This is a genomic window from Streptomyces sp. NBC_00353, assembly GCF_036108815.1.
Lineage (GTDB): Bacteria > Actinomycetota > Actinomycetes > Streptomycetales > Streptomycetaceae > Streptomyces.
Genome location: NZ_CP107985.1, coordinates 152,791 through 174,695 on the forward strand (window position 1 = coordinate 152,791; position 21,905 = coordinate 174,695).

The window sequence follows — 21,905 nt, forward strand, 5'->3', positions numbered from 1 at the left end:
TCGAGAAAACTCCTCGTGGGCTGTCGGCGCACGCACGGCGAACTGGCCTCGCTCGCCATCAAGATCGCCGCCTCCACCGCGTGGAGCATCCTCAACGAACCCGGCATCCCACCCGCAACCGCCGTCACTCTCGACATCGATCGGTGTCTCTTCGCGCGCAAGCGCCGCCAGCTTCGTCATGCCAGCAACGCTGCCAGCGCCGACGTGACCTGCGCTCGTGCGTCGGTCCGCAATCCGTCCGGCCCGTTGGCTGCTGGAACAAGCGCGCGGTGCGGATCGGCGTCTCGCCGTGACGTAAGTGGTCATCTTGCGCCGCTCGAAAAGCCGTCACCGCAGGTCACGCGGCATTGCAGGTGCCGAGAACCACGTCCGCTCTGGTCAGCGTACTTGCGGCCGATCGAGGCGCCTGCTCCTTAAAGGTGGGAACTGAACGCGTTCTACGAATCCGGCAGCCTGCTCGAAACGCGTTCAACTCCGGCTTCGCGGAGACTCCCCTAACGGCTGCCTATCTGGCCGTTGACCTGCACGGATGACATTGTCGGCACACGCACCGTCTACCAGCGCGGCCTGGACCGGGCCGTCGACGTCGACGCCTATGAGCACCGCGCGGTCGTTTCCCATCAGCGCCCCGACGATCTCGCCCCTCGAGGCCACCTGAGGACTCGCCAACTTGAGAGCCGCTCGCGGTGCAAGTGATACCCCGAGACCGGGTCATCCGGTGCCCGCGGTTCCGTAGGCACCGCGGGTCATGTATGCCCTACATGCTGTGCGCGTCGCGCACGGAAATACCACGCTCACAGGCGGCCGCCTCGGCATTGAGCGAGGCGGCCGCCTGGCCGAAGCGGCTCCGTACATCGTGCGCTCAACCGCAAGACCGATCAACGGCAGGTCGGCGGTACTGAGCAGCACACCAGTCGGCGCGGCAGCTTCAGGGTTACCCTCCCGAGAGCTGCAGTGCGTCGAGGGTCATGTAGCTGCCGTCGACTTTCGTCACCTTGATCGTGTGACTCCCGTTGCTCAGGCCGCGCACACTCGCGCAGACCTGCTGCAACTTCGTGCTCGAGGCAGAGCAGTTGGCTTGCTGATTCAGCACGCCGTCAATATAGACATTGACGTTACCGCGGTTGGTGTCCATTGCGGTGATGTAGTCGATGCCCGTTCCGCTGAACGTGTAGCTGAACGAGTCGCCGTTGGTGGTGGTGTAGTGCTGGGTGTCGTCGAAGTTGCCGTTGTAGGTCTGCGCCGTCCAACTCCCGGTATAGCTGATACCCGAGTTCGTGTCGTCGATCACGGAATCGGACGGTGGTTGGACGTAGGCGATGAGCGCGTCGAGGGTCATGTAAGTGCCGTCGACTTTCGTCACCTTGATCGTGTGGCTTCCGCTGCTCAGGCCGCGCACACTCGCGCAGACCTGCTGAGGCTGCGTACTCGGGGCATAGCAGTTGGCTTGCTGATTCAGCACGCCGTCAATATAGACATTGACGTTACCGCGGTTGGTGTCCATTGCGGTGATGTAGTCGATGCCCGTTCCGCTGAACGTGTAGCTGAACGAGTCGCCGTTGGTGGTGGTGTAGTGCTGGGTGTTGCCGAAGTTGCCGTTGTAGGTCTGCGCCGTCCAACTCCCGGTATAGCTGATACCCGAGTTCGTGTCGTCGACCACGGGTAGCGTTTTCCCGCCCCCCGTCGCGACGGCAATCTGGGAGAGGGCTGCGCCGGCCGGAGCCGTAGCGATCAGGAATTCAGAGGAGAGCACATTGACCGAGGTCGCCGACGCCGAGCCCCAAGTGACCTGCGTACCGGAGGAGAAACCGCTGCCCGCGACCAGGACCTGCTGGCCCGCGGTCGCGCTGCCGGTGCGCGGGTACGCGTACCCCAGCCGTGGCGTGGCACTAGTGGCGATGCCCTGGTAAGCGGGCTCCAGACCTGCGCCCGACAGAACCGACTGCGGCAGATCTCCCGCGGAAGGAGAGCCCGGGATCTGGGTGTTGTTGGAGAACTGCATGTCGACCGAGGAGCCGCACGGCAGCTGGTTGATCGGGTTGGCATAGTAGTTGCCGGTGAACGAGATGTGGCCGACCGGGTAGCAGCCGCCGTTTCCGTTGGGTGCGCTCCACTGCACGTTGTTGCTGTAAGTGATCCACTGGCTGCCGATGTCGTTGTAGTACGCGAAGAAGTCGCCGCCCTGGTTGTAGACGACGTTGCCGGTGACTGTCAGGCCTCCGGCGAAGCTCGCCGATTCATTGACGGTGCTGTCCGTGTTGAGGACCGTCTCGTTCTGGTGGCCCTCCAGGTAGATGGCCCCGCCGTCGGCAAGAGTGTTCATGTAGTTGTAGATGACGTTGTAGCTGATGTCGTTGGTGGAGTTGACGTTGGTTGTCAGGTTCGGGTGGGCCGCTGTATCGGCGTGCCCGGCCACCGCGCCGCTGGAGATTCCCGAGTACGGGACGTCATGGATGTCGTTGTGTGCGACCTGGGTGTGCTGCGTGAAGAACAGCAGGATGCCGACGGCGCCGGGGTATTCGACGCCTATGCGGGTGATGAGATTATTGTTGATGGTGTTGTAGGAGTTGAACTCTCTGCTGTCTGTCGGATTCGGGTTGCCGGCGCTGCCCAGTTCGACGCCGATTCCCGAGATGTCGGTGAAGACGTTGCCGATGATGGTGTTGTGCTGGCTGCCGTCGCCGAAGGCGAGGCCGGCCGCACCGAGGTGGGTGAAGGTGTTGCCCTCGAAGGTGATGTACTGGGCGTACTTCCAGGAGACGTTGCCGGGCTCCTGGGTGTAGGCACCGTACGGGCAGGTGCCGGCAGGGCTGCTGAAGTTGCAGGTTCCCTGCGGCGGGTCGGTGGTCGCGCCGGTCATGGTGAGGTTGGCCTGGACCTCGGCGAAACCGAGGTTACTGCTCGGGCCGTTCCAGGTGGCATAGGCGAACTGCAGCCCGCTGAAGGTGATGTCGCGGATGGGCGAGCCCAGCGTTCCGGTGCCGGTGAGAAGCGACTCGATACTCGGGGCCTCGACGTCGATCGTCGGCATGTTCTGGCCCGGGGCCGGTATGTAATACAGCGTCGAGGACGATTTGTCCAGATACCACTGCCCGGCGTGCAGCAACTCGTAGGCGTTCTCAATACGAGTCGGCCTGGTGGTTGTGGACATGGAGGGGAACGGGAAGCCACCGTTCGCCCCGGCCGGACGTTGCGTGACGTTCTTCCAGCACGGCTGCGACATGGTGATCGCCGTTCCGGAGATGCTGCCGACTCTGCACCGGCTCTCGGTCCAGAGCCCGTTGCCCGCCGGGTAGACGAACTCCAACGAGGCCGGGTTGCGCCAGGTCGAGTAGGTGGAATCCGCGGCGGTGTAGCCGGTGGTGTTGCCTGTCAGGCCCACCGGTGGTGCGCCTTGTGCAATCGGGGCGCGCAGCCCGTTGACATAGAGCTGCCGGGTGTTCAGGTTCGCAGGAATGTCGGTTGTCTTCCAGATGTTCTTACTGGAGTCAGCGAGCGACCAGCCGGTGATCTTCTTCGCCCCGCTCAGTACCGGGTGCGCGTTGGGCGCGGCCTGCCAGATCACCGTGTGGCCATTCCGGCCGCTGTCAGCGGCGGTGAGGTCGAGCGGCGAGTCGAGCCGGTAGGTTCCGTCGGCGAGCTGGACCACGATGTCCCCGGTCATCGACGGAGCCAGGTCCTGCACGGACGACTGCGCCTGGGTGAGCGAGCACGGCGCGGCGGAGGTGCACGCGCTTCCCGAACCGCTCGGCGACACGTACACCGTCTGCTGGACCGCGGCCCGCGCCGGAGCGGAGAATCCGCCCGCGATCGCCAGGGCCGCGCAGAGTAGGGCGATCGTCAGTGCGATACGCCCTCCTACCAGTGTCTTCATATGCGTAACACCCTCCTAGTCAAACGATTGTTCTCCGAAAAGACTGCTGACGCTGAAACTGAACGGCACCGATGACCCGCCTTCGAAGAAGACGACTGCAGGCGGCCATCATTTTGGATTTGCTCGGTGTGCCGCCCGTCATCCCCGCCCTTGCCGTACTGCTGGCAACTGACGAGTCAAACGATTGATCATGGTGCGCGACGGGCACCGTCAAAACAGTGAGTGAATGGGGTGGTGCCCAGTTGTACGGGCACCGCGCCGGGCGACGCCGGCGGCCCTCGGGCTCGCATCCGAGGTTCCGGCGTGGCCCTGCGGGGCATCCGTGCACATGGCTCCGAACGTGCAGCCGGCCACGCGCTACTGGGCCGGCAGCACACCGCCCGGACAGCCCTTCCTGTTGGCAATGGGCGGCGGTTACAGCCCCGGACGGTGCCGACGGGATCGTCGAGCCAACCACGTGCAGCACTAAAAGGCATCGCTAGTGGTGTCCATCCTGGCGAATTACAGTGCGCCGACGACGGCTCTGCCGAGCTGTGACTGGATACCTAGCGCTAGTCAATCGATTGATCTGCTACATAGCCCGCACCCCTTGTTGCAGTTGGTGGAAAACTACGACGAGCGCCCGGAGGCGATGCGATTTAGAGGAAAGCGACCAATTCAACCCGTGACGGGTGGACGCAGCATAGGCGGCAGCTTCAGTCGGACACAAGGCGTTAACAGGAACGGGCTTCTCGATGTGACAGGAAGCGATAGGGAGCTGGAACAAGGTTGTACGTGCCAGATATTGCATCCACGCCGGCCACAGGGCCCGGTTCCTGAATGAGCTGCTGTTCTGGTCGGTTGAGAACGTGGCGGTGGAGTCGGTCGAGGTGGCTGACACACATGTCCGAGTGGAGGCCCGGGCCACGGCCGGGCAGGCGGCCTGTCCGGGCTGTGGGTGCTGGTCGGGGCGAATACACGGCTCCTACCTGCGGTTTCCCCGAGATCTGCCCACGTCGGGCAAGCTCGTCGTGATGTCGTTGCGGGTGCGCCGGTTCGTCTGCGAGGCGGACTCCTGTTCGCGCAAGACGTTCGCCGAGCAGGTGCCCGGCCTCACCCGTCGATTCGGTCGGCGGACGGAGCGGCTGCGATCGACGCTCGTCTCTGTCGGTCTCGCGCTCGCAGGACGGGCCGGCGCCCGAATGTCGGACGCCTTCGGAGTCCGAGCCGGAACACCCTGCTGAGGCTGATCACCTCGCTGCCGGACCCGCCCACCGCCGTTCCCCGCGTTGTCGGCGTCGACGAATACGCTCAGCGCAAGGGTCGGATCTACGGAACCGTGCTCGTCGACGTCGAGACACGCCGCCCGGTGGACCTCCTGCCGGACCGGGAGGCGGACACCCTCGCGGCCTGGCTAGCCGAACGGCCGGGGATCGAGATCATCTGCCGGGACCGCGCCCTCTTTTACGCCGAAGGCGCCACCCGCGGCGCCCCGCAGGCACTCCAGGTCGCTGACAGGTGGCACCTCTGGCACAACCTCGGCGAAGCCACCGAGAAATGCGTCTGCCGACACCGCGGCTGCCTGCGCACTGCACCGACACCGCTGGAAGAGCCACAGCAGGTGCCGGAGACGACCTGGTCATCGCCGTGGCCGACAGGTCATCGGTTTGCCGAACGCGCCCGAGCCAAGCACGCCACCGTCCACGCGCTCCTGGTCGCCGGGCACAGCAAGCGGTCCATCGCACGGCAGCTCGGTATGGGCCTCAACACCGTTCTCCGTTTCTCCCGTGCCACCGCGCCGGGGCAGCTGTTCACCGGTCAGTGGCAGAGCCGCCCTACCAAGCTCGACGCCTACAAGCCCTACCTCGACCAGCGATGGCAGGAAGGCTGCACCAACGCCTGGAAACTATGGGAGGAGATCAAGGAACAGGGCTATATGACGGAGAGGCATCCTGGGCCGTTGAACTTGGAGCCGCACCGCGGATCGGTTTCCCCGACGCAATCCTGGGAGGAAGATCTCCGGTATGTAACTGGCGGTAGGTTCTTTGCGGATCGAGACGGGGGCTAGATGTTTTGCCTGGTTGAAGGCTGGAGGCGTCATGTCGACTAACCCGTACATCATCGAGTCAGAGAATGGCGAGTCGTACGACGGGATTTCGGAAGATCTAGTGTTCGAGTTGATCGGCGAATTGCGCTATCCCGACAACTCGTTCCTTACCGTTGAGTCCCGTGGGTCCGAAAATCAGTGGTACGTGGTCGTGACGCTGGATTCGGATGGGCGACATGAAGTGGAATATCGGAACCCGGAAAGGCGAGAGCATCGCGTCGTTGCGGGAGGAACGGTGTCGAGGATCGCGACTGACGTGACGGTCTGGGTTTCATCAGCTGTTCGCAATTGAGCTGCGATGCCATTCTGACCCGACTGCGAGCAACCCCAAGAGCCCCACCGGGAAACCTCCCGGTGGGGCTCTTGGGGTGTTTGACGGCAGTAGTTGACGGCAACGTCAGCGGACGAGTGCTGCACAGAGCGGGGGCTCGTCGCCGTCATCGGGCCGGACGGCGGTCTCGTGGGGTTTGCGGAGGGCGCGCGCTGGAGGCGGAGTCGGACATGGGCGTACACCGTCGCGGTCACGCCGATGTGGGCATGTCCCAACAGCTTCTTGATCACGACGAGTTCGACGCCCTGTTCCAGGAGGAGTGTCGCTGCCGAGTGTCGAAGATCATGGAAACGGATGCGGCGTAGTCTGGCGCGGCGGATCGAAACTGGTGCCGGTGAGTTCGGCGCGATGCCGCCCGAGGACCCGGTAGGCGCCGGGTTCGCTGGTGCGCAGAAAGGTGACGAGGAGGAAGTCGACGAGATCCACGTTTCCGGCGAGTGAGCCGAGGGTGGCATCGACCTGGCCGAAGAACCGCTTGATCGCTCGAGGTGTGCGCAGGCGGCCCTGCAGATGCCGGAAATACGCCTCGGAGAACCGTCGCTGTTCGTTGGGCATCATCGTCAGCTCGTGTGAGTGCAGGACCGCGGTGAGCGAGCGGTCGACCAAGACGTCGGCGTTACGTTCGCGGAACGCGGGAAGGTCCAGCCGCACCTGGACGATCTTTTCCAGGAACTCGCGGGCTCTCGGTTCGCTGTCCCCGACCAGGTCGCTGCGCCGCAGGACGTCCAGCAGAGTCTGCTCGTCGAAGCTGATCAGGTAGTAGACGTTCGGTAGGTGGCCTACCAGGCGTACCAGCTTGAAGACCAGGAGCAACTCGTCGGGCGTCAGGCGGTCCAGGTCGTCCATGACCACCAGGACGGGGCTTGGCCGGTCTCGGATCACGGCACGATGGGCAGATGGAGCAACCGCTTGACGTGCCTGAACTCGCTGCTAGTGCCGGATCAGGCAACGTTTGCCCTGTTGTGATGTGACGCGCCGTCCGGGTGCTGTAGTGGACGGCGCGTGGGCATCATTCTGTCCGGGTGCCAGAACGAGTGCGTGTCCGAGAGATCGATGATGATGAGGGGCGGCGACTGCTGCGGATTATCCGCAGAGGCGCCGGGTCGGTGGTGACCTGGCGGCGGGCCCAGATGGTGCTGCTGTCCGCGCAGGGCATGCCGGTGGCGAAGATCGCCGAGGTGTCGTTCACCAGCGACGACCGGGTCCGGGACGTGATCCACAACTTCAACGCCGACGGCTTCGACTCTCTGTATCCGAAGTACTCCGGTGGCCGGCCGAAGACGTTCACGCTGCCGGAGCGCCGTGAGATCAAGAAGATCGCGAAGTCGAAGCCGACCGAGCACGACCTGCCGTTCTCGACCTGGAGCCTGACCAAGCTGGCGGACTTCCTGGTCGCCGAGGGGGTGGTCGACGACATCAGCCACGAGGGCCTGCGCATCCTGCTCCGCGAGGAAGGCGTCTCGTTTCAACGCCTGAAGACCTGGAAGACCTCACGCGATCCGGACTACGCGGCCAAGAAAGCGCGGGTCGAGCACCTGTACGCCATCGCCGACGGCGAGGTTATACCCGAGGACGGCGAACCCGAAGTCATCTTCTGCATGGACGAGTTCGGGCCGCTCAACCTGATGCCCCACCCGGGCCGGCAGTGGGCCGAGCGCGGCGGCACACACAAGGACCCCGACCGTGAACCGCGCCGACGGCGACGAGCGACCTACAACCGCTACGGCGGGGTGCGACACCTGTTCGCCGCCCTGGACCTGGCCAAGGACAAGCTCTACGGCCACATCAAACCGGTCAAGAAGCGCACCCAGTTCCTGGAGTTCTGCCGCTACCTGCGCAGCCTCTACCCGGACACCGTCCGGATCGCGATCGTGGCCGACAACTTCTCCCCGCACCTGACCACGAAAAGGTGCCAGCGGGTCGGCACCTGGGCTGCCGCGAACAACGTCGAGATCGCCTACACACCGACCAACTCCTCCTGGCTCAACCGCATCGAGGCCCAGTTCACGGCCCTGCGCTACTTCACTCTGGACGGCACGGACCACGCCGACCACAAGGAACAGGGCAGCATGATCCGCCGCTACATCATCTGGCGAAACCGCCATGCCGACGACCAGCACCTACAAGCCGTCGTCGACAGGGCAAACGTTGCCTGAGGCGGCACTAGACGGAAGACTGACAGGCGGTTTTGAAGACGGCTGCGGAGCATCGGTTGCGCCGGCTGCTGACGTTCCACTTTCGCACCAGTGAGGCGGAGGCCTTCGCGAGCGGGCTATCGCAGGTAGCGAAGTCTCTGTGGGAGACCGGTGATGCGGTGTACTCGGAGCCGGGGGCGGTGTGGGCGGACTGGTTGTGCGGGGAGCACAAGACGTCGCACCGTCGCCAGGTGTTGGAGGAGTTCGCGACGGGTGTCGTGGACGAGATGGTGATGGAGCGATGCGTGCTGTCGTCGGCGCGCGTGCTCGGCGAGGGTGTCGATACCAAGAACTGCGACGCGGTCGTCTTCGCGGACGTGCGGGGCTCCACCCCCGATGTCGTTCAAACTGTGGGGCGGGCGCTGCGGATGCAGCCCGGAGAGGGCAAGACGGCCTCCTTGGTGGTGCCGGTGTTTCTCGGGCCGGGAGAGGAGCCCGACGAGATGCTCGTTTCCAAGGCCTACACGGACCTGGCCAAGGTGCTGACCGCACTGCGCGCGCACGACACCGAAGCGGTCGAGCAGCTCGCTGTCCCCCAGGCTGCCGGTCGCCCGTCGGTCGGCGGTACCGCTCTGGAGGCCGGTGGAGGAGGGCTCAGCGGGCCGGCGCAGGGGCTGCTGTCCTTTTCCGCTCCGCGGGACCCGGCGAAGCTGGCGGCGTTCATCACCGCGCGGGTCCTCAAGCCCGAGGGCGAGTACTGGCGCCGGGGCCTGCAGGCCGCCCTCGCCTACCACAGTGATCACGGTCATCTGCGTGTCCCTTATGGACACACAGCACCCGACGGGTTCCCGCTGGGGGTGTGGATCTCCGCACAACGGCGCACGCACCGGCAAGGCAATCTTGCAGAGGACCGGGTGCAGCAGCTCGACGAGGTCGGGATGATCTGGTCCCGCTACACAGTGGCCTTCGATGAAGGACTGGCCGCAGCCCGCGGCTGGGCCGCCGAGCACGGACACCTCCTCGCCCCGCACGAAGCCACCTGGCAGGACTACCCGGTCGGCGTCTGGCTGAAGAACCAGCGCGCCGCCGCACGCCGCGCCCGCAACGCGGAGACGCCAGAGCAGCAGGCAGATCGGCAGGTGGCGAGTTCCGTCAGCGCGGAGCGCTGGCAGGAGCTGGACGACATCGACCCGTCCTGGTGCCCTAGCTGGCCGGTGGCCTGGCAACGCCGCTTCCACCTCGCCCGCACCCACCTGTCCGGCGGCAGACCTCTGCCCGAGGAGAGCGGCCTGCTGCTCATCCAGGGCGAGGACATCGGCCACTGGGCGCAAGCACAGCGCGCCGAATGGAACACCCTGGTGCCCGCGCAGCAGTGGCTGCTCGCCGAGATGCTCGGACTCGAGCCCCTCGAAGAACCGGTGCCGGTTTCTGCCCGGACAACAGCTACGCCACGGCGTAGCCGAGCCGAGATGTGGGCCGCCAACCTCACCGCCGCCCGCCAGTACGCACACCGCGAAGGCCACCTGAACGTCCCCCGACCACACATCGAAACCGTCGACGGCACCGACCACGCCCTCGGAGTCTTCATCGCTAACTCCCGCGCCCGCAGAACCAACCTCGCACTCGAGCGGGTCGAAGAACTCACCACAATCGGCATGAGATGGAGTTGAGAAGCATGATGGACCCATCGATGAGCGCCAGTCGCGTGTGGGACGTGCTTGCCGCGGCTCAGGCGTCCTACCTGTCCGAAGTCTCGCCTCACTACGACGAGGTGTTCTGGGAGGTCGCAGGCCGCGTAGAGGCGGAGGGCTGTCTCGGGAAGGCCGACATCGGGGCGCTGGTGGTGTGGAAAAGGCTGTCGGCGCGGACCCCGTGGGCGTCGAAGCTCATGTCCTGGCCGGACACAGATGTACGCACGGTCACCACACGCGCCGTCCAGACGGTCCGCGACATGGACGTCTCACGCGCCGAAGCAGCCCGCGCAGGTCGCGGCGTCATAGGGGAGCTCCCCGGGTTCCGTACCGGCGACGCATTGGCATCGGCAGTCCTCGCAGCAGCGGCACCGGTACGGATGGCGGTCTACGACCGCCGCGTGCAGCAAGCCCTAAACTCTCTGGACCTCACGCTCACCCCTGCACCAGGGCGGTACGGCCGCTACATGGATCTCCTCGACCGCCTTCTGAGCCAGGGCGGGGAGCGGGCAACAGGGTGGACGGCGCGCGACTTGGACACCGCCCTGTACTGGATCGGCGGCCCGCGGCCGTGCTCCACCCGGTCGCAGGAGTACTGAATCCCGGTCAGGGCATGGTCAGTTGGTTCTTGTATTGGTCAGGTGGGGCCCTATGTAGCCCACGATGACCTGCCCTGTGACACCTTTCGTGTCGTCCTGGAAGTAGATCCTCGGCGAGGCGCTGCCTTTGGACTCAAGTCTCAGATGGGCTTGCATCTCCTTATGCCCGGTTGGATCTACCTCTTCGGGGACAGCGAAGATCCGTTCAGCGCCCCACCTGTTCATCGTTGTATCGGACTCACACGGGACCAGTTGCTTGTGTGGCCATCTCACCGCCCCTGCGCGGTCCGATGTGCAGTGCTGGTAGAAGCCGCCGTTGAACCCGTCCCGCGCCGCCTGGGCGTAGGAATCCAGCGCCCGCAGCGCGTTCCATGCCTTCGCCGCCCAGACACGAGCCCGCTCCGCCTCGTCCAGTTCGAGGGCTTTGCTCTTGCCCGCCGTGACAAGGACCCCCTCGAATGCGCCCAGCCGTTCCCACAGATCTTCGAACGAGTCCGGCGCTCCCGACGGCGGCTCGACAACGACGGCGTCCTCGTAGCGGCCTTCGTCACGGAGTCGGCGCCGCAAGACATCCGCCTCGGCCCGTACTCGCTCGGTACCATCCAAGGCCCGCACGGCTTCCTCCATGTCCCCCTCCGCCCGATCCACAGCCGCGTTCCGCTGCTCCTCCAGGGAGGCTAGGCTCACCGCCGACAGTTGGGCGTCGCGTTCCGCTTCTTTCAGCTCCTCGTCCGCCTGCGCCAGCAGTGCCTTGAGCTCTTCGACGTCCTTGAGCGCCCCAGCCAGCTCATCGGAGGGGCGCCCGCCGCCAGAGCGGCCTGTCTCTCCTTCCTGTGGCGCTGGCCATCATCTGGGAACCAGAGGGCGCCGCGCAAAGCCTCCGGCAGCGGAACCTCGGTGGAGAGTCGGTGAACAGCACGGGGAAGACCACGCCATGCGCTGTCTTGCGGATCGCTCATTCGAGCCATGGTCAAGAACCGGTGGCGCGAGGCATCCTTCGGCCATGCCGGATCCACCTCGGTAAGGAACGTTCGCACCGAGCCCGGGGCTACACGGTGGTACTCACCGATCACCGCACGGAACGCTTCAACGGCTTCGGTGTCCGCGAGCAAGTACAGCGAGGCCGCACCGGCACACAGCGGCATCGCTATCCCCATGCGCTCGGTCCACAACTGATCGGGATAAAGCGGCTTGGCTGCCACGATTACGGGCCTGCGGCGTATGGGGTCGCAGAGGACGTCGATCAGTGTGTCGGTTGCCTCAGCGTTGACGCTTTGAGGATGAAGGGTCAGCGACGCCGGACCGTCCACGGGCTTCAGGTCCCGGACGAGGTCACGAACCAGGCGTGGCCGGCCGGGGAGCGGCACCTCGGCGTTGGGAAACACTTCGAGGCTGACTGCGACGAGCGCGTAGGAGTCTTCGGACTCAACAATGCCGGTGACGGTGGTACGCCACGTGGCATCAGGCTTGTCCTCGCGCAACTGGAGGCGTATCGCGTGCTCGGCCCCGTCAGCCAGGTAAGCCGCCTGATTGGTCAGCACCGAGACCTCATCGAGGTGGTGATGCCCGGAGGCGAGGGGGGCGCTGCCAAACTTGCCGGATGGCGGAGGATTCCCGGGAACCGTGCTGTCCGGGCGTTTTCGGCCCGATCTTTCGGCCACCGGTGGGCGGATTCCGGGGTGTCACGCCGGGTGTCACGCTCCCTCGGGGTGCCACGCCGCGTTTCACGGCAGCGTGACACCCGCAACGCTCACTGCCGGTGAGCGTTACACCCGTCCCGGCTGGTGGGCGCACTCGCCGCAGGCCGCGCAGCCAGCTGTCCGGTGACAATGAACCCGGACCGTTTGCCAACGAAGTTGGACCGACGGCGAAACCGTGTGCCTGCCGGGCGGCTGTGTTGTCGCTCAGCGAGCGAACTTCTCGATGGCGGCCGGTGTGACGGGGGTGAAAAAGTTGACGAGGTTGCCGTCGGGGTCGCGGAACAGTAGCGAACGGTTGCCCCAGGGCATCGTGGTGGGTTCGTTGACGAAGTCCTCCACGAAGCCGGTCAGGTTCTTGTGCACGCTGTCCACGTCGTCGACAAGGAATTCGAGGATGACGCTGTGGTTGTCGGCCGGGCGGGCGGAGCCAGGCGCGAACAGGGGGACAGTGCGGGTGCTGCCGATCGCGAGGGTGGCCGAGGTGGTCCTGAGCTCCGCGAAGTCCTCGTTGGACCAGTCGGCAGATACTCCGGTGGCGCACTCGTAAAAGTTGACGAGGCGGGCGACGTCGCCCGTGATGATGCGGATAGAGACAAAGTCCATGGTTTTCTCCTGGTCCGTCGGTGCTTCTGATCGCAAGCTACGACGAATACCGGGCGGAACCCGCCCGGTATATGCGGGAGACTTCGGGGCATGCCTCGCCCCGTTGCCCGCGTGCTCGCCCTGCTGGAACTCCTGCAGTCGGGCGGCATCCGGACCGTGACCGAACTCGCCGATCGGCTCGACGTCGACGAACGCACCGTACGGCGATACGTCGGTCACCTCGTCGACCTCGATGTGCCCGTCGAGTCGGTGCGCGGCCGCTACGGCGGCTACCGCCTCGCCCCCGGTTACCGCATGCCTCCGCTCATGCTGAGCGACGACGAAGCGCTCGCCGTGCTGCTCGGCCTGGTCGCGGGTCGGCGAGCCGGCTTGGCCACGGACACGGCGAGTGAGACGGCGGCGGCCAAGATCCGACGAGTGCTGCCCGAGCGGCTGAGCCGCAGACTCGACGCCGTGCTCGGTTCCCTTGCCTTCACGGATCGGCCCGGCGAGGCAGTCGCCCCGGAATCCACGGTCCTGCTCGCGATCGCCGACGCGGTTAACCATCACCGGCCGATCTCGATCCGGTACACAGCCGCCGACGGCCGGCGCAGCGAACGCACACTGCACCCGCACGGGGTCGTCGCCCACTCGGGCCGGTGGTACGTCACGGCTGCGGATCTCACGGCCGGCGAGGACCGGACGTTTCGGCTGGATCGCATCACCGGGGTGAGAACCCTACCCGGCTCGTTCGAACCACCCGCCGGACTCGACCCGGCGAAGCGCGTACTGACCGGGCTCGCCACAGCTCCGTACCGGCATGAGGTAACCCTGCGGATCCAGGGGACGGCCGAGCAGATCCACACCCGGCTTCCCGCCGGCATCGCGATCGTGGAGGAACTCCCTTCCCCGAGCAGCGCAGATCCGCAGACCGTGCGCTGGTCCCGCGTCGGACTCCGGGTGGAACGGCTCGACTGGCTGCCGGCTGTCCTCGCCTCGCTGGACCGGCCCTTCATCGTCGAACGCCCAGATGAGCTCCGCGGCCTCGTCGAAGCTCTCGCCGAACGGCTCACGAACTCTGCCCGGCGAAGCCCACCTCACGAATGACGGATCGCTCAGCCCTCCCCCCGGTACCGGTCAGCCCTGCGCCGCTCGGATACGAGACGTGGGCTATTTCGCGCCGTCGAAGCCACACCGCCAGATGGATCACGGTCCGACTTCGATGGCAAACGGTCCAGGTTCGCTGTCACAGAACACCGGCGCAGCGGTCGCACCAGGAGCGTGGTGCCCGGGGGCAGTTGCAGACCGGGTTGTGGTCCGGGTCGTCCTGGCCGTCGAACTCGGGTTCGCCGATCGGCGGCTGGACGTCGACGTGGACCTGGCCGTCGGCGTGCAGCGTCTCGTACCGGGCGCCGCAGTCGGTTGACGTCACCCACGTCGCGATCACCGCGTCCGCTTCGCCGCTCACCGCCCGCTCACCGCGGACTGCTGGATCCACGGGCCAGTGCGAGGACGGCATCCGGGTCGGCCTGGGCCAGCCGGACGGCGTGGCCCGCAGAGAATCCGTCCAGGGAGCCGATGCCGGCCATCGCGGTCAGCAGCGCGCTGTGTGCCGGACTGAGGCGGGCACCGCGTCGGGGTCCGCCGGCGGCACATCCGGAGCCCGCATGTTGCCCTCCCGCGTCGTCCTGGCCGCTCTGGCGGTCCCGCCTACGGGGACCGTCGTCGCCCTGCTGCTGAACAGCAGCCCGCTCCTGGCGGCCTTGGTGGGCTTCGCGGGGATGGTCATGGCGGCAGTGCCCGTTTTCATCGACTGCCGGATTCGCTGGCAGAGGCACCGGAGCTGGATGAACGACGCACCGATCCGGACGCGGGCGCTGGAGCGGGTAGCGCAGGACCATCCCGAGCTCGTGGTTGGACTGCAGCTGCCGTCCGGTGGTCCGTTCGCCACCGCCGCTCCGGCGGGGGGACCAGCTCCACCGGCCGCTCAGCTGGTCCGGCCGGAGTCACTTGATGCCGCTCATCGGCCGTAGCGGCATTTGCCAGGACCACCCGGGCGGGCGGCGCTACGGTGGCCCCTACGGGCCTCCCGGGCGCGACGGCCCCGGCTCTCCCCCAGCAGAGGGACGCCGGGGCCGGTCCCTGTCGCTCAGAGGCAGGAGGGCGGGCTACCTGCCCAGCAGGCGCCCCCACCAGCCGGTGCGTTGCGCGAACGCCGGGTTGGGAAGCTGGACCTGGTCCTGCCTGGAAACCCAGTACGTGCGACGGCGGGGCGGCAGCAGCTCGTACTCCAGGCTGCGCAGCCCCGCTCCCTCGGTGATGTGGTGCGGCACCTGGACCCACACGCTGCCGCGCGACTCGTGGGGCTGGAGCGGGCAGCCGGTCAGGCTGACCGTCCAGGAGTCGACGACGTCGTTGTCCCGGTCGTCCCGGACCGTAACGCTGCCGGCGGCCCGGTGAGGAAGCGGCAGACCCTGCTCGCGGGCCTCGTAGTTCTCCGAGAACTCCTTCGCCGTGAAGTTGTTCTGCAAGTAGAGGCGGAGCTCCCCCGGAGAGCCGGTCGCGTCGCGGGCGGGGATGAGCGCCGGCGACGGGGCCGGGCGCACCAGGTTGTCGTCCGACGGGACGACCAGGTCGCCCTCGAACCGCGCCTCCCGCGGTCCTTGCGGGCGGCGTCCACGGCGGCGTTGCGGTGGTCGACCGGCACGTCGGCCACCGTCCGCAGCTGATAGCCGTGCACACGCCCCGACAGGGCCCCACACACCGGACAGACCGCGTCATCCTGCGGAGTCCGCGCGCGCACCTCGATCCGCTGACCCTCGTCGACCACATCCTCGACGACCAGCGGGAACAACCCCGAAAACACCATCCGCACAAGCTCGTTGACATCCCTCACACCAACAACAACGACCCCCACGACTCTCCGTCACCACCGAAAGTGAGACAGGGCCGTTTATTAGACACTCCCGTGCGCGGCGACGCCTTCAACCTGAATGAGGACCTGATCGACTTCGACGTGGTGACCGAGCTGGGCTGGACCGATCGCAACGCCTTCCAAACGTGGATGCAGGCCGTTTCGGACGAACGCGTGGCTGTCGACGAGGCGCGGTTCCTCGATCGGTCCCGGACCCGTGCAGTCCTGATCGACGACCGGGTGACAGCCGGTTGAGTTCCGGCCGGCGGCACCCGGCGCGCATGGGAGACGACTGGCCGCGCGTGGTCGCTGCCGCAGAGGACAGCTGCCGGCTACGGCGTGGACGCCGACGTTCCGCCGGGGCACTGGCACCGGAGATACCCGCGTGGGCACTGCCATCCTGGCGCAGGAGGAGCCGCTCGCCGAACAGAGCGGAAACGAAACACCCCAGGGACTGTCGCAGGTGGCGGGGACGAAACACCGCAAGGGCTGTGGTGGGTGGCCGGTCCGGTGGCATTCGACCGTCGTCCGTGTGCGGCGCGACGAACCGGACAGGCGGTCCGGGTGGCCCAATACGCGGCGCGACGGGACCGGTTGTGCGCCACGCATGGGCGGTGGGGTATGGACGCGGACGCCGACCAGCCGCTCGAGTGCCTGGACCTGCGCGGCCTGCCGGAGGTAGCGGCAACGCAGCGGCGACGGAATGGTGTCGCGCGGCGTGCCCGGCGGGCGGGTACGGAGCCCGGTGAGGTGTTCGGGCTTACGCACGCGGTGATCGCCCGGTGGTGGGACCAGGCCCCTGCACTGGGAGCGTGAGGAATGGAGGGCGGTCGGCCGTGATGCGGCCGTCTTCCACGAAGTGAAGGCGGTCGCCGGCGCGTTGCTGGATCCCGTGATGTGCGAGCTGGTGTGCCGCGACAGCGGTGCCGGGCGGGGTCGGCCGCAGCATCCGCATCCTCGCCCGGGACACTGCCCTGTGGAGCGACGACGTATGGCTGGTCGACTCCACACCCGTCGGCTGCGGCTGCTCCCGGGAAACCGCCAAGCGATCGGACCTGGCGGGCTGGGCCCAGCACGGCTACTGCGCCTCGCACTCCCGGTACTTCTGGGGCCTGCGCCTGCACCTGGTCTGCACACCCGGCGGCCTTCCGGTCCTGTTCGCACTCACCGGTGCAAAGGCCGACGAACGCGAGACCCTGCGCGACATGCTCGACACCGCCCCCGAGTGACCACCTCCCACCCCGGCCAGACGATCATCGGCGACAAGAGCTGGGAGGTATGCAGGGTGAGGTCATCGAAGGTCGCGTCTGACGCGAAGAGGGAGACAGCCCTCCCGCTGTCTTCCTCAGCTAGGGTGCGTATCGAGTTGTGATTCAGTGGCGCAACAGCCAACGCCAGCGAGGCTGTTCGAGCACGACCGACGTCGCGGCCAGCGCGGTCGCGACGACCGCCGCCCCCGTGGGCCACACGAACCACGGGGCCACCGCTGCGGCGGCCACTTCGAGGAGCACGAGCAGGAGCATTGCCGCGCCGGGGATCGCCACCGGCGGGTCGAAGGGGCGGTCGCCGGGTGTCCCGACGACAGCCGGCAGTCCGATCAGTAGGACCGCGCGGTGATCGCGACCGCCCAATCGACCCTGTGCAGCGCCCACGGGGTGGCCGTCCAGCCGATCAGTTCGGTCAGGAACCGCAGCCCGGAAGCGGCGTTGGTGCGGTTCGGGGAGTCAGCGGCCTGGGTCATGATCCCTCCCCGGCATGGAGCGGCGCAGTGCCGGGCCCGTCGATGGCGGCCTCGGCCCGCATGCCGTTGACGAGCGTGTCGACGACGAACCGGTAGCTGTCGGCGGGGTCGCGCTCCATCTGGAAGGCATCGTCGCTTTCGAGGCCGACGAAGCCGTGGATGACGGTGCGCAGGGCTCGGACCGCGTCGATGGCGCGCTCGTCGGTCAGCCCGAAGCCGGCGACCACGTCGAACAGGATCTGCACCGATTCGTGGGCCACGGCCTGGTATTCCTCGTCCGCGGGGCGCGGGGCGCGGACGCTGGCGGCGTACCGGCCGGGGTGGTCGAGGGCCCACTTCCGGTACGTCTCGGCGATCGCGCGGACCGCGTCCAGACCGGACCGGCCGACGGCGGCCCGAGTCAGGACGGCGCTGATGTCGCGGACGGCCTGGAGGCCGACGCCCCGGTGGAGGGCGTCCAGCGAATCGACGTGCTTGTACAGCGACGGTGTCCGTACGCCGACCCGTTCGGCCAGCAGGCCCATGGTCAGGCCAGCGAAGCCGACCTCGTCGGCAAGTTCCGACGCGGCCGCGATGACCGTGGCCCGGTCGAATCCGGCCCTAGGCACGGGCCGTCTCGAGGAACGAGCGCATCAGGCCGACCACTGCCGACGGGAACTGGACGTGCGGGTAGTGGCCCGCCCCCGGGAGCATCTCGAGTCGGCCGACGTCTTCCGGAAGCGCGGCCACGATGGCTTCGCCCTCGGCCTTCGGGTCACCCCAGTCGGGATCGAGGGTGCCCATGACGACCAGGACCGGGCAATGCACGTTGCCGAGTTGGGCCCCGGCGTCGGCGGCGCTGTTCATCTGCTTTTGCAGGGCCTTCATCCGGCCCGGCTCGCGCAGCATCGCGTCGGTGCGCTCCAGGCTCGCGGCCCAGTCCGCCGGGCGCGGCTCCGGGGTCGCAATTTCCAGGTACTTCCGCCACTGCTTGTGGCTGCCGAGCATCGCGACGGCCGAGATCGCCGTCGCGCCCCTGCGGTAGCGGGACAGGCCCAGGGCGCTCAGCGAGTACTCCACCTTACGGGTGAACGGCGCCAGTTCGACGACGGCGCTCACAAGCGTCGGCGCCTTGGCAGCGGCGATCGTCGCGGCGCCGCCGGAGATGGAGTGGCCGACCAGCACCGCGGGACCGCCGAGGTGCTGGATCAGCGCGATCAGGTCGCTGGCGATGTCGGTCCGGGTGTAGGACGGCCACGTCGCGGTCGACTCGCCGCTGCCTCGCAGGTCCACGGCCGCGACCCGGTAACCGGCGGCCACCAACTCCGGTACCAGGAACCGATAGGCGTCGCGGCTCTGGCCGATCCCGTGCGCAAGCACCATCAGCGGCCCGGAGCCGGTCACCTCGTAGGCGAGGGTGCCGCCTTTAACGTTCAGGAACTCAGTCATGTCGACCTCCGTAACTACTTTCAATGTCTGGGCGAGCCCGCGGGCTCCGGCCATGCCGGCGTCGGTCACCCGTCGCACCGTCTCCGAGTGGACGCCAGCCCCGTTCATCGCCGCTGAGAAGATCTCCATGTCGAGCACGCAGACCTCCGACAGGTGATCGGCGGTCTCCGGCCGGACCATGGTGCCCAGCAGTTCCAGGGCGCGGCTGGACGCGCTGCCGGAGCGCAGCGCGTCCACCAGCGCGGCGGGGTTGGCGCCGGTGTCCTTGGCGAGGGTGAGCATGTCGTTGATGGCGCGCATGTTCATCAGCATCAGAGCGTTGTTGAACAGTTTCGCCTGCTGACCGGTGCCGGCCGGGCCCAGATGGACGACGCGGCTCGAGAACGACTGGAGCACCGGCCGCACCATCTCGATCGCGGATTCCTCTCCGCCGGCGAGCGTGGTGAGCGTGCGCGCTTCGGCTCCCTGCCGGCCGCCGCTGACCGGGGCGTCAACGGCGGCGATACCGTGCCTGGCGGCGAGTTCGGCCATCGCGACCGCGTTGGCCGGGGTCCCGGTGCCGTGATTGACGAAGACCGTTCCGGGCCGCATCGCCGGAAGCAGTGACGCCGCCAGGTCGAGCACGGTGGCGTCGGTGTTGACGCACACCGCGAGGATGTCGGCTGCGGCGGCCAGCGCCTCCGGGCTATCCTGCCGGGTCAGCGCGCTCAGGCGTGGGTCGTCCCACACCTCCGGGCGCCGCGCCCAGGCGTGGACCGGGAACCCGGCCCCGGCAATGGCCTCGGCCATCGGCAGTCCCTGGTCACCCAGGCCGATGAAGCCGACAACCGATCGTCCGTTGCTGGGGGTAGTCATCGGTGGATCCCTTCTGGTGGTTCGGGAGACTGCAGGCCGGGCCGCTGCGACGAGGCAGGTGGGCGGGGCGACGCCGACCCGCCCACGACGTAGGCCGTGTTCAGGAGGTCGCGGCGGGTCGGTGCCCCGCGACAGCGGAATCAGCAGCCGGGCCGGGAACCGGGCCGATCAGCGGCCGGGCAGGTTGTTCAGCGGCGCGGAGCGGCGCTCCAGGAGCTCGGCGTAGGTGCCGTCCCGCTCGGCCCAGCGCAGCGGCAGCGCGGCCTCGGTAATGATCTCGCGGGTCGTAGGCTCCACGGCCAGCAGCTCCATCACCTCATCGAGGTAATCGTCGACCGGAACGGCCGCCGGGTTGAGCTTCGCCATCGCCGGGGTCGCGACGGCCGGTGGCACGAGCTCGGCCACCTCCACGCCGGTCCCGGCCAGGTGCGCCCGCAGCGACTCGGTGTAGGAGTGGACCGCGGCCTTCGTGGCGCCGTAGGTGGCCATGAGCGGGAAGGGCAGGAACGCGATTCCCGAGCTCACCGTGATGAACGTTCCGGCGCCGCGGCCGATCAGGTGCGGCGTGAAGGCGTCGATCACCCGGATGGTACCGAGCAGGTTCGTGGCGACCATGTTCTCGGCGTCGGTGATGTGCGCGGGGTCGCGCAGGTCTTCGGTGAGCAGGACTCCGGACATCGTGACAACAACGTCGAGGTCGGGGTGCGCGGCGAGCACTTCGTCGCGGGCCCGCAGGACCGAGGCGGGGTCGGTGACGTCGATCTGAACGGACTGCAGGCCGTCCCGTGGCTCGGGCTGGCGCCCGCCGACGACGACCGTGTTGCCGTCCTTCGCGAACCGGTGCGCGAGTTCGAGCCCGATGCCAGAGGTGCCACCGACGATGAGCACTGTGCGATTGGTGAGCTTCACCAGAACCTCCCTATAACGTTCGGTAGCCGTCCAACAACTACCCGTTCTTCCGCAACCAGGCTCGCTCACATGCTTTGGAACTAGAAAGGCCCTGCCGATCCGGGGTGTGCCAGGACCCCCTCTGCGACCGTCGGCCGCGGCTACCGTGGGAGGTATGCCTCAAGACGACGCGAACCGGCTGGGCAAGTACCTGCACGCCCGCCGCGACCTGGTCACGCCGCAGCAGGCCGGCATCCCCGGTGGCGCCAACCGGCGCGTCCCAGGGCTTCGCCGCGAGGAGGTCGCGATGCTTGCCGGTATCAGTGCGGACTACTACCTGCGGCTGGAGCGCGGCAGGGATCACAACCCCTCCCCGCAGGTGCTCCAGGCCATCGCCCGTGTCCTGCACCTCGACGACCTGGAAACCGAGTACCTGCTCGGACTCAACGTGCCCCGCCCGCCGGCCCGCCGCAAGCAGCGCACGCCGCGCCTGCCCGCCCGGTTGCACCATCTGTTGGCGGCCGTGGACGTGCCGGCGTTCGTCGAGGACCGGCACTTCGACGTCCTGGCCTCCAATCGGCTCGCGATGGCGCTGTCGCCGCGGCTGCGGCCTGGCGGGAACCGGCTGCGCTCCCTGCTGCTCGACCCCGAGGAACGCCACTTCCAGCACGACTGGGAGGCGGCGGTCGTCGACTCCGTCGCGGCGTTTCGCCGTTCGGTGGACGACAGCGTCACCGACCAGCGCTCAGTCGAACTCGTCGGCGAGCTGTCCCTGGCCAGCAACCGCTTCCGCACCCTGTGGGCACGGCACGACATCAAAGCGCTCGGCTACACCAGCACCGTCAACCATCCAGTCGTGGGCGAACTGCACCTCAACCGCGAGAAGCTCGCCGTCGGAGACCTGCTGCTCGTGCTCTACTACCCGGACCAGGACAGCGACGCCGCCGAGAAGCTCCAACTGCTGACCTCCCTCGCCCCCGCCGGCGGGCAGCAGCCCGCTGCGGCCGTCGACCCGCTGACAGGCCGCGACGCCGACGCCTGCCACCAATCGCAGGGCAGTCGGGGCCGACGCAGACCGTGA

Annotated in this window: 22 protein-coding genes and 4 pseudogenes; 11 read left to right on the forward strand and 15 right to left on the reverse strand. The window is 67.4% G+C overall.

Translation table 11 applies throughout. The features are described 5' to 3' along the window. Positions 1-934: 934 nt before the first annotated feature. Entirely contained in the window at positions 935-3,874 is a 2,940-nt protein-coding gene (locus OHA88_RS00640; protein WP_328623744.1) for an IPT/TIG domain-containing protein, read from the reverse strand. Between the two features lie 869 nt (positions 3,875-4,743). On the opposite strand from OHA88_RS00640, the gene OHA88_RS00645 reads away from it, so the two are divergent. From OHA88_RS00645 to OHA88_RS00655, 3 genes are all read left to right on the forward strand, one after another. Continuing rightward, positions 4,744-5,097 carry a transposase family protein gene (locus OHA88_RS00645; protein ID WP_328623745.1) on the forward strand — a complete coding sequence of 118 codons (354 nt, stop codon included), beginning with the start codon at positions 4,744-4,746 and terminating at the stop codon, positions 5,095-5,097. A gap of 95 nt (positions 5,098-5,192) precedes the next feature. After that, positions 5,193-5,921, forward strand: a complete 729-nt coding sequence (locus OHA88_RS00650; protein ID WP_328623746.1) for a transposase — start codon at positions 5,193-5,195, stop codon at positions 5,919-5,921. 31 nt (positions 5,922-5,952) lie between these two features. Continuing rightward, complete coding sequence (locus OHA88_RS00655; RefSeq protein WP_328629539.1) at positions 5,953-6,252, forward strand: hypothetical protein; 300 nt, start codon at positions 5,953-5,955, stop codon at positions 6,250-6,252. A gap of 105 nt (positions 6,253-6,357) precedes the next feature. On the opposite strand, the pseudogene OHA88_RS44360 reads toward OHA88_RS00655, so the two are convergent. Further along, a pseudogene (locus OHA88_RS44360) lies at positions 6,358-6,611 on the reverse strand (tyrosine-type recombinase/integrase); the annotation flags it as partial. Further along, on the reverse strand, positions 6,574-7,173 hold the full coding sequence (locus tag OHA88_RS00665) for a P-loop NTPase fold protein (RefSeq protein ID WP_328623747.1): 600 nt from the start codon (positions 7,171-7,173) through the stop codon (positions 6,574-6,576). The gene OHA88_RS00665 and the pseudogene OHA88_RS44360, both read right to left, overlap by 38 nt. A 140-nt stretch (positions 7,174-7,313) precedes the next feature. On the opposite strand from OHA88_RS00665, the gene OHA88_RS00670 reads away from it, so the two are divergent. Genes OHA88_RS00670 through OHA88_RS00680 form a run of 3 tightly spaced genes read left to right on the forward strand, consistent with a single transcriptional unit; the run spans position 7,314 to position 10,716 of the window. Continuing rightward, complete coding sequence (locus OHA88_RS00670; RefSeq protein ID WP_328623695.1) at positions 7,314-8,447, forward strand: IS630 family transposase; 1,134 nt, start codon at positions 7,314-7,316, stop codon at positions 8,445-8,447. Positions 8,448-8,503: 56 nt separating this feature from the next. Beyond that, on the forward strand, positions 8,504-10,096 hold the full coding sequence (locus OHA88_RS00675) for a helicase associated domain-containing protein (protein ID WP_328623748.1): 1,593 nt from the start codon (positions 8,504-8,506) through the stop codon (positions 10,094-10,096). Positions 10,097-10,116: 20 nt separating this feature from the next. After that, positions 10,117-10,716 carry a hypothetical protein gene (locus OHA88_RS00680; protein WP_328623749.1) on the forward strand — a complete coding sequence of 200 codons (600 nt, stop codon included), beginning with the start codon at positions 10,117-10,119 and terminating at the stop codon, positions 10,714-10,716. 18 nt (positions 10,717-10,734) lie between these two features. Here OHA88_RS00680 and OHA88_RS00685 read toward each other — a convergent pair whose 3' ends face one another. The 3 genes from OHA88_RS00685 to OHA88_RS00695 form a co-directional block, all read right to left on the reverse strand. Beyond that, a complete protein-coding gene (locus tag OHA88_RS00685) occupies positions 10,735-11,403 on the reverse strand; it encodes a hypothetical protein (protein WP_328623750.1) in 669 nt (222 codons plus the stop codon). 32 nt (positions 11,404-11,435) lie between these two features. Then, positions 11,436-12,257, reverse strand: a complete 822-nt coding sequence (locus tag OHA88_RS00690) for a hypothetical protein (RefSeq protein WP_328623751.1) — start codon at positions 12,255-12,257, stop codon at positions 11,436-11,438. Between the two features lie 363 nt (positions 12,258-12,620). Then, positions 12,621-13,019 carry a VOC family protein gene (locus tag OHA88_RS00695; protein WP_313935094.1) on the reverse strand — a complete coding sequence of 133 codons (399 nt, stop codon included), beginning with the start codon at positions 13,017-13,019 and terminating at the stop codon, positions 12,621-12,623. A 90-nt stretch (positions 13,020-13,109) separates the two neighbouring features. Between OHA88_RS00695 and OHA88_RS00700 the strand changes: the two genes are divergently transcribed. Beyond that, positions 13,110-14,105, forward strand: a complete 996-nt coding sequence (locus OHA88_RS00700; RefSeq protein ID WP_328623752.1) for a helix-turn-helix transcriptional regulator — start codon at positions 13,110-13,112, stop codon at positions 14,103-14,105. A gap of 139 nt (positions 14,106-14,244) precedes the next feature. On the opposite strand, the gene OHA88_RS00705 is transcribed toward OHA88_RS00700, so the two are convergent. Then, complete coding sequence (locus OHA88_RS00705) at positions 14,245-14,466, reverse strand: hypothetical protein (RefSeq protein WP_328623753.1); 222 nt, start codon at positions 14,464-14,466, stop codon at positions 14,245-14,247. Positions 14,467-14,665: 199 nt separating this feature from the next. Between OHA88_RS00705 and OHA88_RS00710 the strand changes: the two genes are divergently transcribed. Beyond that, positions 14,666-15,031 carry a hypothetical protein gene (locus tag OHA88_RS00710; RefSeq protein WP_328623754.1) on the forward strand — a complete coding sequence of 122 codons (366 nt, stop codon included), beginning with the start codon at positions 14,666-14,668 and terminating at the stop codon, positions 15,029-15,031. Between the two features lie 135 nt (positions 15,032-15,166). On the opposite strand, the gene OHA88_RS00715 is transcribed toward OHA88_RS00710, so the two are convergent. After that, on the reverse strand, positions 15,167-15,604 hold the full coding sequence (locus OHA88_RS00715; protein WP_328629951.1) for a hypothetical protein: 438 nt from the start codon (positions 15,602-15,604) through the stop codon (positions 15,167-15,169). 71 nt (positions 15,605-15,675) lie between these two features. Beyond that, a pseudogene (locus tag OHA88_RS00720) lies at positions 15,676-15,867 on the reverse strand (transposase family protein); the annotation flags it as partial. Between the two features lie 99 nt (positions 15,868-15,966). Here OHA88_RS00720 and OHA88_RS00725 point away from each other — a divergent pair. Then, the gene (locus tag OHA88_RS00725) at positions 15,967-16,167 is read left to right on the forward strand and encodes a hypothetical protein (protein ID WP_328623755.1); all 201 of its coding nucleotides are present in this window, start codon (positions 15,967-15,969) and stop codon (positions 16,165-16,167) included. A 692-nt stretch (positions 16,168-16,859) separates the two neighbouring features. Beyond that, a pseudogene (locus OHA88_RS00730) lies at positions 16,860-17,126 on the forward strand (transposase); the annotation flags it as partial. Positions 17,127-17,285: 159 nt separating this feature from the next. Here OHA88_RS00730 and OHA88_RS00735 read toward each other — a convergent pair. From OHA88_RS00735 to OHA88_RS00760, 6 genes and pseudogenes are all read right to left on the reverse strand, one after another. Then, positions 17,286-17,543, reverse strand: a complete 258-nt coding sequence (locus OHA88_RS00735; protein WP_328623756.1) for a hypothetical protein — start codon at positions 17,541-17,543, stop codon at positions 17,286-17,288. Continuing rightward, on the reverse strand, positions 17,510-17,653 hold the full coding sequence (locus OHA88_RS00740; RefSeq protein ID WP_328623757.1) for a hypothetical protein: 144 nt from the start codon (positions 17,651-17,653) through the stop codon (positions 17,510-17,512). The genes OHA88_RS00735 and OHA88_RS00740 overlap by 34 nt, the downstream gene beginning before the upstream one ends. Beyond that, the gene (locus OHA88_RS00745; protein ID WP_328623758.1) at positions 17,650-18,261 is read right to left on the reverse strand and encodes a TetR/AcrR family transcriptional regulator; all 612 of its coding nucleotides are present in this window, start codon (positions 18,259-18,261) and stop codon (positions 17,650-17,652) included. Before OHA88_RS00745 ends, OHA88_RS00740 begins: the two co-directional genes overlap by 4 nt. After that, a complete protein-coding gene (locus OHA88_RS00750; protein ID WP_328629545.1) occupies positions 18,254-19,081 on the reverse strand; it encodes an alpha/beta fold hydrolase in 828 nt (275 codons plus the stop codon). Before OHA88_RS00750 ends, OHA88_RS00745 begins: the two co-directional genes overlap by 8 nt. Before the next feature lie 81 nt (positions 19,082-19,162). Then, a pseudogene (locus OHA88_RS00755) lies at positions 19,163-19,936 on the reverse strand (NAD(P)-dependent oxidoreductase); the annotation flags it as partial. 168 nt (positions 19,937-20,104) lie between these two features. After that, positions 20,105-20,845 (reverse strand): SDR family oxidoreductase, encoded by a 741-nt coding sequence (locus OHA88_RS00760; RefSeq protein WP_328623759.1) that lies wholly within the window; start codon positions 20,843-20,845, stop codon positions 20,105-20,107. Between the two features lie 154 nt (positions 20,846-20,999). Between OHA88_RS00760 and OHA88_RS00765 the strand changes: the two genes are divergently transcribed. Then, on the forward strand, positions 21,000-21,905 hold the full coding sequence (locus OHA88_RS00765) for a helix-turn-helix domain-containing protein (protein ID WP_328623760.1): 906 nt from the start codon (positions 21,000-21,002) through the stop codon (positions 21,903-21,905).